This window comes from Agromyces sp. NPDC056389, assembly GCF_042262385.1.
Taxonomy (GTDB): domain Bacteria; phylum Actinomycetota; class Actinomycetes; order Actinomycetales; family Microbacteriaceae; genus Agromyces.
Window position 1 is genome coordinate 1653168 of record NZ_JBHJPN010000001.1, and the last position, 12535, is coordinate 1665702.

Below are 12535 nucleotides of genomic sequence, written 5' to 3' on the forward strand. Positions count from 1 at the left end.
CGCCGCACCGCGCGTGCGCAGCCCTCAGATCCAGCCCTGCTGCCACGCCTTCTCGGCGGCTTCGTGCCGCGACGACGCGTCGAGCTTCGTCATAGCCGACGACAGGTAATTGCGCACGGTGCCCTGCGCGAGGTGCAGGCGTTCGGCGATCTGCTGCACGTTCGTCGTCGAGCGGCTGAAGCGCAGCGCGTCGAGCTCGCGATCGGTGAGCGGGCAGCGCTCCGCCGTGAGCGCGGTCGCGGCGATCTCGGGGTCGATGTAGCGGCGCCCCGCTGCGACGTCGCGGATGACGTGCGCGAGGTCTTCGGCGGGCGTCGACTTCGGCACGAACCCCGAGACCTTCGACGCCAGCGCGCGCCGCAGCACACCTGGGCGCGCGTGCCGGGTCACGATCACGACGCGCGTCGGCACCTCGGCGAGGATTCGCGCGGCGGCCTCGAGCCCGTCGGCGTGCGGCATCTCGAGGTCGAGCAGGCACACGTCGGGCGCGGTCGCGATCGCCAGTTCGACGGCGGTCACGCCGTTGTCGGCGCTCGCGACGACCTCGATGTCGGGCTCCAGATTCAGGAGCGCGACGAGGGCGCCGCGGATGAGGTGCTCGTCGTCGGCGATGAGCAGGCGGATGCCGCCGCTCATGCCGTCACCCGCGCACCCACGGGCACCGTGGCCCGGAGCTCGAAGCGGGCGCGCGAGGCATCCGTCGACGTCTCGAGCGTGCCGCCCACGGCGGCGAGCCGCTCGCGCAGGCCGGCGAGCCCCGAGCCCGGGGCACGCAAGGCGGCGAGGCCGGGCGCCGGGGCATCCGCCACCGGCACGCCGTCGTTCGCGATCGCGAGCTCCGTGCGCTCGGCCGTCGTCGTCAGTTCGATCGTCACCGTCGTGGCCTCGCTGTGTCGCAGGATGTTGGTCGTCGCCTCGCGCACGACCGACGCGAGCGCGCTCTGCGCGAGGGCGTCGGCGGGCAGCTGGCCGAGTCGCAGGGTGCACTCGGCGCCCGACGCGGTGAGCACCTCGCGGGCGTTCTCGAGCTCGTCGTCGAAGGCGACGTGCCGGTAGCCGGCGACGAGCGAGCGCGTCTCTTCAAGGGCCTGCTTCGCGATGAGGCGGGTCTCGTGCACGAGTTCGCGGGCGGCGGCCGGGTCGATCTCGAGCATGCGCTCGGCGAGCTCGGACTTCAGGGAGATGACCTGCAGGTGGTGCCCTTGGATGTCGTGCAGGTCGGAGGCGAAGCGCAGTCGCTCCTGCGTCACGGCGAGTTCGGCGGCCGTGCGGCGATGCCGGTCGAGCTGCACCACGACCTCCCACCACCACATGCTCGTGAGCAGCATGATCGGCAGCATCGCGGCGAAGATGGCGATCATCCACGTGTCGGAGTTGCGCCCGAATGAGAACGGCACCCCCGTCACGGCGGTGGCGAGCATCGGGTGCGCGATGACCGTGACGAGGCCGACGAGCAGCACGAGGCGCCGCTGCGGCTTCGGCAGCAGGCAGGCGACGAGGGAGGCAGCCGCCCAGAGCGGCACCGCGGCCGCGAGCTCGTTGCCCGATGAGAAGAGGCCGAGCACCCAGACGGCAAGTGCTGGTACCACGAGCGACGCGGTCCACCACGGGTTCGGCAGGCCGCCGCCGCGACCGACGCGCAGGAACCAGCAGTACCGCAGCTGCATCGCCGACGCGACGAGCAGCAGCACGACGAGCACGGCCGTGACGACGTCGTCGGTGCGCAAGTAGGTCTCGAGCATCGACAGCACGACGACGAGGTCGAGGAATCCGAAGAAGAAGACGATCGACCCGAGCGTGTACAACCACGTGGTCTGCACACTGCGGGCGGGTTCGGCGGGCATGGATTCGAGCCTAGGGCAGTGACATTTGTCACGGTCCGAGGTGCGGATTCCCACGCGATCGCCTGACACCGCGGCACTGCCGCCGCGGTGCCCCACCGCGAAGGATTGAACCACGCCATCCGGCACCGACCGAGCAGCTTCACACTCCCTACGAAAGGACTCGTCGTGATCGACGCCCTGCAGGACTTCACCACCTCCCTCCCCTCGTTCCTCCAGTGGTTCGGGGTGATGCTCGTCGCGGCGATCCCGTTCATCGACTCGTACTTCGGCGCGGTCATCGGCGTGCTGATCGGGCTGCCGACCGCCCTCGCGATCGGCGTGGCCGTCGTCGGCAACGTCATCTCGATGCTGATCTTCGTGATGACGGCGCACGGTGTGCGCGGCAAGGTCGTCGCCGGCAAGGCCGCCCGCGGGGCTGCCGCCGGGTCGGCCTCAGGGTCCGACGTCGGTGAGGCACCCGACGAGTCGCCGCGACGGGAGAAGATCCGCCGGGCGTTCGACAAGTACGGCGTCGCCGGGGTGAGCCTCGTCGGCCCGGCCATCCTGCCGAGCCAGTTCACCTCCGCCGCGATGGTGTCGTTCGGCGCGAACCGCAATGCCGTGATCTTCTGGCAGATCATCTCGATCGTGCTGTGGGGCACGGTGTTCGGCGTGCTCGCAACGCTCGGGGTCTCGCTGTCGCGCTGACCGCCCCGCCCAGACGACGACCGGGTCTCGCTCACGCGGCGACCCGGTCGTATGCTGACCCCATGCCAGCCGATCTGCGAGATCCGGTACGACACGCGCTCGACTCCGTGCTCGAGGCGGTGCGAGAACGCACCGACGGCGAGGTCGCGAGCTACATCCCCGAGCTCGCGAACGTCGAGCCGGAGCAACTCGGCGCAGCGCTCGCCAGCACCCACGGGGTCGTGCACGAGGCCGGCGACGCCGATGCGGAGTTCACGATCCAGTCGGTGTCGAAGCCGTTCGTGTTCGCCCTCGCGGTCGACGCGCTCGGCCTCCACCAGGTCACGAAGCACGTCGGCCTCGAACCGAGCGGCGAGCCGTTCAATGCGATCAGCCTCGAGGCCGACACCGGCCGGCCGCTGAACCCGCTCATCAACGCCGGCGCGATCGTGACGACGTCGCTCATGCGCGGCGACACGGCCGCAGAGAAGTTCGAGGTCGTGCGAGCCGGCATCGAGCGGTTCGCCGGCCGCGACCTGCAGGTCGACGAGGAGGTCTTCTCCTCCGAGACATCCACCGGCGATCGCAACCTCGCGCTCGCCCACCTGACCCGCTCGGCCGGCACGCTCGGGTCGACGGCGGATGTCGCGACGACCGCGTACTTCAGACAGTGCTCGCTCACCGTGAACGCCCGCGACCTCGCGATCATGGCGGCGACGCTCGCCACCGGCGGCGTGAACCCGGTCACCGACGAACGCGTGGTCAGCGAGAACGCGGCCCGCTGGACCACCGCCGTCATGACGAGCTGCGGCATGTACGACGCCTCGGGCGACTGGCTCGTGCGAGTCGGACTGCCGGCGAAGAGCGGGGTCGGCGGCGGCATCGCGGCGGTGCAGCCTGGGCAGTTCGGCATCGGCACGTTCAGCCCGCGCCTCGATGCCCGCGGCAACAGCGTGCGCGGCGTCGCGACCCTCGAACTGCTGTCGGAGCGGCACGGCCTGCACATGCTGCAGCACCACGGGGTGCCGCTCTCGCCGATCGCCTCGCTCGAGCGCGAGGGCGTCGACACGGTCGCGGTGCTGCGCGGCGAGATCATGTTCTCGGGCGCCGAAGAGGTGCTCACGCGACTGGCCCCATTCGTGAGCGACGACGCGTGCCTCGTGCTCGACTTCACGGGCGTGACCCGGGTCGGCGACGGATCGAAGCGCGTGTTCGCGGCGGCGCCCGAACTCGTCGGCCGCGCGCCCGATGGCAGCGCCCGCGTCGCGGTGCGCGACCCCGAGGGCGTGCTCTCGCTCGACTGAGTCGTCGACCGAGTGGCTGCCGCGAAATGCTGCGGCGCCGGCGATCCGAGGATCGAGCCGGCGCCGCGGTCATGGGAAACGCGTCAGCGGGTGCTCACCTCTCGAGCGTCAGCGTGACCGCCGACCCCGGCTTCGCCGTGATGCGCAGGGTCTGCTTCTTCGCGTTGTAGTGCGCCTTGCCGCCCGTGATCGACACCTTCGGCGCCCGTTCGTAGGCCGTCTCCGGCACCCAGATCTCGGTCTGGCCGGGGCCGGCCGTGTAGCTCACGGTGTAGTCGCCGCTCGCCGCGTCGAAGTGCTCGGCACCGGGCACGCCGGAGATCGCTCGAGCGTACGGCCCGAATGCGGGCTCGTTGCCGGGAGCGGCCCCGCCCGCGGCATCCATCGCGCAGTAGCCGCCGCCGTCTGCGCGGCAGTAGTACCAGATCGACCAGCCGCTCGCGAAGCGCTCCATGGCGGCGACCTGCGCGGCGACGAGCGCGGCGTTGCCCGGCGTGCGCGAGTTCGGAACGCCCCACTCGCCGACGATCATCGGCATGCCGTTCGCCGTGGGGTAGGCCGAGATCGCGGCCTCGTAGTTCACGACGAAGTCGTCGCCGGTCCAGTCGCCGCCCTCTTCGACGCCCGTGTTGTAGAAGTGCGGCGCGTAGCCGACCTTCGGGTCGTCGAAGGTGCGGAGCTGCGTGGGCACGCCGTAGCCGACGAGCACGGTGGGCTCGACGAAGATCCACGACTCGTCGTCGACCGAGCGCACCGCGTCGATCAGCCGGTCGTACATGTCGCTGATCTTGGTCGACTCGATGCGCGCCGAGGCGGTGACCCAGTCCTCGCCCTCGGCGAACTCGCCGAACGGCTCGTTGAACAGGTCGTAGCCGAGCAGGCTGTCGTGGCCCTCGAAGCGGTCGGCGACCTCGACCCACAGCTGCTGCTGCGCCGCGCGCAGGTCGGCATCGTCGTAGAGGTGCGTGAACGCGCGCATCACCGCGGGCTGGAAGTAGTTGTTGAACCAGTTCGCCGGGTCGTCGACGAAGGGCAGCCCGTCGGTGCGGGTCGCCCACTCGGGCGCTCCAGAAGCCCCGAACACCGGGCCGTAGACGTCTTGGTGCATGTCGAGCATGACGTGCACGCCCTCGCGGTCGGCCGCGTCGAGCACCGATTCGACGTAGTCGAAGTACGCCTCGTCGTACTCGCCCTGCTCCGGCTCGAAGTACTGCCACTGCACGACGAGCCGCAGGAAGTTGAACCCCTGGTCGGCCATCGACTCGATGTCGTCGGGCGTCAGCCGGTCGTGCACGTACTTGGCCGCGTTGTAGCCGCGCAGCTGCAGCGCGCGGCCCTGCTCGTCGGTGATGAAGACGCGGCCGTCGGGGGTGGTCACGGTCGACTTCTTCCCATGACCGGATGCCCCGTGGCCCGGCTTGCCGGCAGTGCGGGAGTTGCTCGTCTCGGCGCCCGCCGGCGCGGCCGCCGCCGCGGCCGTCGGAACGAGGGCGAGCGCGGCCGCAGTGGCGAGGGCGAGCCCTGCTGCGGCGCGGTGCAAGAGGGTGGGCATTGGCGCTCCTTTGCGCATCGAACGACCGTGTGCGATCGAGCGTAGGGCAAGTGGGTCAAATGACCTAGTAATCCGGAGAACTTACCCCGCTTTCGATCGCAGCCCGCCGCAGCGCCCCCTCGTCGCCCGCCGCAACGCCGCTCAGCGCGCCCTCCGCGCGCTACCGCTCGCCGAGCGGCAGCCCGCGCTGCGTCGTCTCGGCGCGCATCGCGTCGATGAACTCGCCGTAGGCGTTCTTGCTCTTCGCGTAGCCGATGGCGCCGCCCTTGACCGCGCCGAGCGCTCCATCTTGGTCGAAGCGCAGCCACGTGTTGCCGTGCTGGTCGACGCCGATGTCGAACGTGAACGAGATGTGGAAGTTCTTGCCCGCCATCGCCCCGAGCAGCAGCGTCTTGGTGAGGTTGCCGCGCTCGAGCTTGATGCTCGACTGCGACGGCTGCGTCGCCTCGTAGCCGAGGCCCTGTGCGATCGAGATCACGACGGGCACGGTCTGCTGGTCGGTACCGGCGAGGATGAGTTCGGGCATGGGCTTCGAGCTCCTTCGGTCGTATGGCCAGACGACGATACCGCGACGATCGAGCGGATGTCTCGGCGGGTCGTGTCGGGCGCCGGACCCGGGTTGTGTCGGGTGCCGCGCCCGGCTCGATTCCCGCTGGCGGGCACGAGACCCGAGGAGTAGCTTGACGGCATGGCCGTGGCGGTCGATGCAGCCGCGTTCAGCGAGCTGGAATCGGGGTTCGCTGGCGAGATCGTGCGGCCCGACGACGGTGCCTACGACGAGTGCCGCAGGGTCTGGAACGGCTCGATCGACCGCCGTCCCGCCGTGATCGCCCGATGCGTCGGAGCCGACGACGTCGGTGCGGCGCTCACGTTCGCCCGCCGAACCGGCCTGCCCGTCGCGGTTCGCGGCGGCGGACACAGCTTTCCCGGGCTCTCGGTGTGCGACGACGGCATCGTGATCGACCTCGCGCCGATGAGGTCGGTCACCGTCGACCCCGAGGCGCGCACGGCGCATGTGCAGGGCGGGGCACTGCTCGGCGACGTCGACCGTGCGACGCAGCCGTCGGGGCTCGCGGTGCCGAGCGGCATCGTCACGCACACCGGTGTCGCCGGCCTGACGCTCGGCGGCGGCATCGGGTGGGTCATGCGCAAGTACGGCCTGAGCATCGACCAGCTGTCGTCGGTCGAGCTCACCACGGCTGAGGGCGAGCGCGTGATCGCGAGCGAGGCCGAGAACGCCGACCTGTTCTGGGGCGTGCGCGGCGGCGGCGGCAACTTCGGCATCGTCACCGCCTTCGGCTTCAACCTGTGCGAGGTCGGCCCCACCGTCGTCGCCGGCCCCATCTTCTGGCCCATCGAGCAGTCGCCGCAGGTGCTGCGCTTCTACCGCGACTGGATCGCCGATGCGCCCGACGAGCTGATGACGATCGTGATGCATCGCAAGGCGCCGCCGCTCCCCTTCGTTCCCCCGGAGCTGCACGGCACGCTCATCGTCGGCGTGGTCTGCTGCTACACGGGGCCGGTCGACGAGGGCGAGCGGGTCGTGCGCCCGATGAAGCAGTTCGGTTCGCCGGTGCTCGACCAGTGCGTGCCGAAGCCCTTCATCGAGCACCAGGCGATGTTCGACCCGTCGTTCCCTCCCGGTCGCTGGTACTACTTCCGCTCGTGCGACGTCGCCGAGCTGAGCGACGAGGTCATCGACATCACGGTCGAGCACACGCGGCGCATCCAGTCGCCGCTGACGAGCTTCCCGATCTGGCAGGTCGGCGGTGCGGTCGCGCGGGTCGGTGACGACGAGATGGCGTTCAGCGGACGCGGCGTCGGGCACACGTTCAACATCAACGCGGCGACGGCGTCGTCCGAGGGCTTCGATGCCGAACGCGAGTGGGTCCGCGACTTCTGGTCGGCGCTCGAGCCCTTCCACACGAGCGTCTACATGAACTTCCTCATGGACGAGGGCGAGGAGCGCATCCGCCAGGCGTACGGCCCGGAGAAGTACGACCGGCTGAAGGCGCTCAAGCGCACGTACGACCCCGGCAACCTCTTCCGGCTGAACCAGAACATCCCGCCGGGCTGAGGGGCACGAACCGACATGCGCACCATCACGGTGACCAACAACATCTCGCTCGACGGCGTGATGCAGGCGCCGATGTCGCCCGACGAAGACACCCGCAGCGGCTTCGCCCTCGGCGGCTGGGCGCTCGGCGCGAACGCCGATCCCGAGCTCGGCGCCGAGATGGGCAAGGGCATGGCCGAGACCGGCGCGATGCTCTTCGGTCATCGCACCTACGACAACATGGCCGCATTCTGGCCGCACCAGACCGACGGCAACCCGTTCACCGAGCACCTCAACCGCACCGAGAAGTACGTGGTGACGCGCAACCCTTCACTCGAACTCGACTGGCAGCACTCCACGGTCGTCGCAGGCGACGCCGCGCAGACGGTCGCCGAGCTGAAGGCGACGGATGGCGGTGACCTCTCGATCCTCGGCAGCGGCGAGCTCGTGCGCGCGCTCGCGAGTGCCGGGCTGATCGACGAGTACGTGCTGATCATCCACCCCGTGCTGCTCGGCACCGGTCAGCGCATGTTCGAGGGGGTGCACCAGGAGTTGACGTTGCTCAGCAGCCTGACGACCAGCACCGGCATCACGCTGTCGCGCTACGCGCCGCGCGATACGGCGAGCGCCGCGGGCACCGCGGGCCATGCGGGCTGACGCCGCCGAGGGTTGCTGACAGAGACCGGCGCCAGCCGCGGCTTCAGCTCCGACCCGCGATCAGGCCGACTCGCGCCGCACGAGCTCGGTCGGCAGCGTCATGCGCCCGGCCGGTCGGCCGTCGATCACGTCGAGCAGCATGCGCACCATCTCGTGGGCGATGCGCTCGAAGGGCTGGCGCATCGTCGTGAGTGCCGGATCGACGCGCGTCGCAATGGGCGCGTCGTCGAACCCGGCGACGGCGACGTCGTCGGGCACACGGCGCCCGCGCGACTGCAGCACCTCGACAGCGCCCGCGGCCATCACGTCGTTGGCGACGAAGACGGCGTCGAGGTCGGGCGCGCGCTCGAGCAGCTCGGCCATGGCCTGCGCCCCGCTCGCGCGGGAGTAGTCGCCGACGGCGACGAGACGCTCGTCGAAGGCGTCGCCGAGCTCGAGCCGGTAGCCCTCGAGTCGGCCGATGCCGCCCGAGGTGTCGACCGGCCCGCTGATGGTGGCGATGCGTCGCCGGCCCGAGTCGCGGAGGTAGGCCACCATGTCGCGGGCGCCCTCGAGGTCGTCGGCGGCGACGTAGCCGATGCGGCGCTCGTAGCCGAGTGGCACTCCGCACGCGACGACGGGCACCTCGGCATCGACGAGCGACTTCAGGAAGCCCTCCCGGCCGAGGTGCGAGGAGACGAGCAGGGCGCCGTCGACGTGACCGGCCGTGATGAACTCGGTCGCGCGCCGCTGCTCGTCGTCGGAGCCCGCCATGAGCAGCACGAGCGGCAGGTCGCGTTCGGCGAGCGCATCGGCCGCCCCGCGCATGAGCACCGCGAAGTTCGGGTCCTCGAAGAGCCGGTCGTGCGACTCGGTGAGCAGGAACGCGATCGAGTTCGCCCGGGCCGTCGCGAGGTTCCGCGCGTGCGGGTTGATGCGGTACCCGGTCTTCTTGATGGCGCGTTCGACGGCCTCGCGGGCGGTGGGGCTCACCCAGTGACCGCCGTTCAGCACGCGGGAGACCGTGCCGCGGGACACCCCGGACTCGCGGGCGACGTCCTCGATGGTAGGACGCCGGCGGGGCGCGTTCTCAGTCACGTGGCCAGTGTATGAGTGGTCATGCCTTCACGGCACCGGCAGCGAGGTCGACGCGCCAGTACCGCTGCAACACGAGGAAGAGCGCGATGAGCGGAACGATCGACAGCAGCGCTCCCGTGATCACGAGCGTGTACATCGCCGGCAGCGACGCCCCCTGGTTCAGGAGCCCCGAGAGCCCCACCGTGATCGGGAACAGCTCGTCGTTGCCGAGCATGATGTAGGGCAGCATGAAGTTGTTCCACACGGCGACGAACTGGAACAGGAAGATCGTCACGAGCCCCGGCCCCATCATCGGCAACGCGATGCGGTGGAAGATGGAGAGCTCGCGCGCCCCCTCGGTGCGGGCCGACTCGATGATGTCGGTCGGCACGGCGGCCGCCGCGTAGATGCGGGCGAGGTAGATGCCGTAGGGGCTGATGAGCTGCGGCAGCAGCACCGACCAGTAGGTGTTCGTGAGCCCGACCTGCGCGAGCAGCAGGTACTGCGGAATCGCGACGATGACGCCCGGCACGAGCACGCCCATGAGCAGCACCCGGAACACGACGTTCTTGCCCGGGAACACGTACTTCGCGAGCGCGTAGCCCGACAGCGCCGAGACGTAGGTCGAGACGATCGCGCCGAAGCCGGCGTAGAGGGCCGTGTTCGCCATCCACCGCCAGTAGAGGCCGTCGCGGTAGTTCGTCAGCTCGACGATGTTGTCCCACAGGTGCGTGCTCGGCGCGAAGGTGAACGTCGAGAACAGCTCCGACGCGTCCTTCGTCGAGGCGATGACGACCCAGGCGACGGGCAGCAGGCAGTAGAGGGCGCCGAGCAGCAGCACGGCGGTGGTGCCGACGGCCAGGGGCATCCGCTGGTCGCCCTTCGCGCCCCTTCGGCTGCGGCGATCGGATGCCTCGTCGAAGTCGGGCACGACCATGGCGCGGGTCTGGTTGGTGATGGTCACGGCTCAGTCCTCCTGGCCGAAGGCGCGTCGCTGCACGACGCGGAGGAACAGGAAGGAGATGGCGAACGTCGCCACGGCGATGATCACCGAGGTGGCGGCGGCCGAGTAGATGTCGTCGCGCGTGAACGCGTCGCGGTAGACGTACATGAGCGGCGACCAGGTGGTCGAGAGGCTGTTGGTGAGCGGCCGCAGGGTCGTCGGCTCGGCGAACACCTGCAGCGTCGCGATCATCGAGAACAGCGCGGTCATGATGAGCGCGGGCATGATGATCGGCACCTTGATGCGCAGTGCGATCTGGCGCTCGCTCGCGCCGTCGATGCGCGCGGCTTCGTAGATCTCGGTCGGCACCGCCTTCAGCGAGGTGTAGATGACGATCATGTTGAAGCCGACGCCGCCCCACAGGCCGATGTTCGCGATGGCGAACACGACGAGGCCGGGTGAGAGGAGCGACGGCACGTCGTCCCAGCCGAGCTGTTCGAAGATCCAGTAGAAGGGGCTGACGGCGGGCAGGTAGAGGAAGCCCCAGAGCAGCGAGGAGATGACCGCCGGCACCGCGTACGGCAGGAAGATCGAGACCCGCGAGAAGCCCTTCGCTCCCGTGCGCCGCGCGTCGAGCAGCAGCGCGAAGAGCAGCGCGAGGCCGAGCATCGTCGGCACGAGGATGAGTCCGTAGACGAGCACCCGGCCGACGCTCGCGAGGAACTCGGGGTCGGTGAACGTCGCGATGTAGTTCTCGAGGCCGGCGAAGGCGCGGGTGCGCGAGCCCGAGCCGAGGCCGAGCCCCGACACGAGCTCCTTCTGGAAGGAGAGCGCGAAGGTGTAGAGGATCGGCGCGGCCATGAACAGCGTGAAGAGCACGATGCCGGGCGCGAGCATCATCCACGGGGTGACGTGACGGCGGGCGGCGCTGCGCCGTTTCGCCGGATGCTGCGGCGCCGGCCGTACCGGCCGGGTTCCGTCGCTCGGGGCGTCGACCGTTGCGGTCATGTGTCGGTCCTTCCAGGGGCGAGTGGAACTGGTGCGAGGGGGCGCCGCGGCGCAGCGCCCCCTCGTACTCGAGCTATTCGGCGACGGTGAAGCCGCTGGACTCCAGGTCGTCGACCGTGATCTGCTGCATCGCTGCGACCGCGTCGAGGAACGCCTGACGGGTCTTCGACTCGGCGGCCTTCGCGAACTCGTCGTTGTAGGCGCTGAAGGCGACGTTCACGTTCGGGCCGTACTGGAAGGGCGCGACCGACTGCGCGGCCTCGGCCGCGACGTCGTAGAAGTCGGGCTGGTTGCTGAAGAACTCGGGCGCCTCCGAGAGGGTGGATGCCGCGGCATCCGTCGAGGCCGGGTAGATGCCCGTCTCGGTGACGAGGGCCGCGACGGCGTCGGGGTCGGTGTTCAGCCAGGTGGCGAACTTCACCGCGGCGTCGACGTGCTTCGACTGCGAGGTGACCGCCGTCGACGAGCCGCCCCAGTTGCCGTTGGAGGCGTCGGAACCCCAGTTCGGCAGCGTCGCGGCCTTCCACAGCCCGGCGGTGTCGGCGGCGTTGCCGCTCAGCACGCCCGGGCCCCAGACGGCGCCGAGCCAGCCGGCCTGCGTGCCGTCGTTCAGGGCCGCGTTCCACTCGGGCGTGTACATCGGCTTGTTGTCGATGACGCCCTCCTCGACGAGTCCGCCCCAGTAGTCGGCGACCTTCTGGGTGGGCTCCTCGTCGATGCCGACGCCCCAGGCGTCGCCGTCGATCGACCACCACTCGGCCTCGGCCTGCTGGGCGAGCCCGGCGAACCATCCGGCGTCGTTCGATGAGAAGGTGCCGAGGTACTTGGCGGGGTCGGCCGCGTGCAGTGCGCGTGCCGTCTCGGCGTACTCGTCCCATGTCGTGGGCACGGTGAGGCCGAGCTGGGTGAAGATGTCGTCGCGGTAGTAGAACATCATGGGCCCCGTGTCCTGCGGGATCGCGTAGAGCGCGTCGCCGCCGAGGGTGACCGAGTCCCACACGCCCGACGGGAACTCGCCCGAGAGGTCGGCGGCGCTCGTGCCGGCGAGGTCGGCGAGCGCGTCGCTCGAGACGAGCGTCGGGATCTTCTGGTATTCGGCCTGGATCAGGTCGGGTGCGCCGCTGCCGGCCTTGATCGCCGTGAGCAGCTTGGTGATCGCGGGGTCGCCGCCGTCCTGCTTGTTGACGGTGACCTGGATGTCGGGGTTCTCGTCGTTCCAGAGGTCGACGACCTTGTCGAGGTTCGGCGCCCAGGCCCAGTAGGTGAGTTCCACCGGGTCGTCGGCGCTGCCCTCTGAGCCTGCATCTGCCGAGCAACCGGTCATGATCAGCGCTGCTGCGGCAACGGCTGCAACGGCGCCGGTGCGGAATGCTGCACGCATTCGTCCTCCTTGTCGAAAGCTGTGATTGCGGATGCCCCGTGGCCGCACGCGATCGAGAGAGGACCACG

Annotated in this window: 12 protein-coding genes; 4 read left to right on the forward strand and 8 right to left on the reverse strand. The window is 69.9% G+C overall.

Annotated elements, in window-relative coordinates; translation table 11 throughout:
• Positions 1 to 24 precede the first annotated feature (24 nt).
• Both ACFCVM_RS07700 and ACFCVM_RS07705 read right to left on the reverse strand, forming a co-directional pair.
• The gene (locus tag ACFCVM_RS07700) at positions 25 to 636 is read right to left on the reverse strand and encodes a DNA-binding response regulator (protein ID WP_375835532.1); all 612 of its coding nucleotides are present in this window, start codon (positions 634 to 636) and stop codon (positions 25 to 27) included.
• Positions 633 to 1844, reverse strand: coding sequence for a sensor histidine kinase (locus ACFCVM_RS07705; RefSeq protein ID WP_375835533.1), 1212 nt, complete (start codon positions 1842 to 1844; stop codon positions 633 to 635). The genes ACFCVM_RS07700 and ACFCVM_RS07705 overlap by 4 nt, the downstream gene beginning before the upstream one ends.
• A 165-nt stretch (positions 1845 to 2009) precedes the next feature.
• Between ACFCVM_RS07705 and ACFCVM_RS07710 the strand changes: the two genes are divergently transcribed.
• Both ACFCVM_RS07710 and glsA read left to right on the forward strand, forming a co-directional pair.
• A complete protein-coding gene (locus tag ACFCVM_RS07710; protein WP_375835534.1) occupies positions 2010 to 2531 on the forward strand; it encodes a hypothetical protein in 522 nt (173 codons plus the stop codon).
• Positions 2532 to 2593: 62 nt separating this feature from the next.
• On the forward strand, positions 2594 to 3814 hold the full coding sequence (glsA, locus tag ACFCVM_RS07715; protein ID WP_375835535.1) for a glutaminase A: 1221 nt from the start codon (positions 2594 to 2596) through the stop codon (positions 3812 to 3814).
• 94 nt (positions 3815 to 3908) lie between these two features.
• Here the strand turns inward: glsA and ACFCVM_RS07720 are convergent, their stop codons facing one another.
• Together ACFCVM_RS07720 and ACFCVM_RS07725 are read right to left on the reverse strand one after the other, a co-directional pair.
• Positions 3909 to 5366 (reverse strand): cellulase family glycosylhydrolase, encoded by a 1458-nt coding sequence (locus ACFCVM_RS07720; RefSeq protein ID WP_375835536.1) that lies wholly within the window; start codon positions 5364 to 5366, stop codon positions 3909 to 3911.
• A 160-nt stretch (positions 5367 to 5526) separates the two neighbouring features.
• Positions 5527 to 5892, reverse strand: coding sequence for a hypothetical protein (locus tag ACFCVM_RS07725; protein WP_375835537.1), 366 nt, complete (start codon positions 5890 to 5892; stop codon positions 5527 to 5529).
• A 162-nt stretch (positions 5893 to 6054) separates the two neighbouring features.
• On the opposite strand from ACFCVM_RS07725, the gene ACFCVM_RS07730 reads away from it, so the two are divergent.
• Both ACFCVM_RS07730 and ACFCVM_RS07735 read left to right on the forward strand, forming a co-directional pair.
• Positions 6055 to 7443 (forward strand): FAD-binding oxidoreductase, encoded by a 1389-nt coding sequence (locus tag ACFCVM_RS07730; protein WP_375835538.1) that lies wholly within the window; start codon positions 6055 to 6057, stop codon positions 7441 to 7443.
• 15 nt (positions 7444 to 7458) lie between these two features.
• On the forward strand, positions 7459 to 8079 hold the full coding sequence (locus ACFCVM_RS07735) for a dihydrofolate reductase family protein (protein WP_375835539.1): 621 nt from the start codon (positions 7459 to 7461) through the stop codon (positions 8077 to 8079).
• A gap of 60 nt (positions 8080 to 8139) precedes the next feature.
• Here ACFCVM_RS07735 and ACFCVM_RS07740 read toward each other — a convergent pair whose 3' ends face one another.
• The 4 genes from ACFCVM_RS07740 to ACFCVM_RS07755 form a co-directional block, all read right to left on the reverse strand.
• Positions 8140 to 9156 (reverse strand): LacI family DNA-binding transcriptional regulator, encoded by a 1017-nt coding sequence (locus ACFCVM_RS07740; protein ID WP_375835540.1) that lies wholly within the window; start codon positions 9154 to 9156, stop codon positions 8140 to 8142.
• Positions 9157 to 9175: 19 nt separating this feature from the next.
• Positions 9176 to 10003, reverse strand: a complete 828-nt coding sequence (locus ACFCVM_RS07745) for a carbohydrate ABC transporter permease (protein WP_375836681.1) — start codon at positions 10001 to 10003, stop codon at positions 9176 to 9178.
• Positions 10004 to 10102: 99 nt separating this feature from the next.
• On the reverse strand, positions 10103 to 11086 hold the full coding sequence (locus ACFCVM_RS07750) for a carbohydrate ABC transporter permease (protein ID WP_375835541.1): 984 nt from the start codon (positions 11084 to 11086) through the stop codon (positions 10103 to 10105).
• A gap of 73 nt (positions 11087 to 11159) precedes the next feature.
• Positions 11160 to 12467: an ABC transporter substrate-binding protein gene (locus tag ACFCVM_RS07755; RefSeq protein WP_375835542.1), complete on the reverse strand. Its 1308-nt coding sequence runs from the start codon at positions 12465 to 12467 to the stop codon at positions 11160 to 11162.
• Between the last annotated feature and the right edge of the window lie 68 nt (positions 12468 to 12535).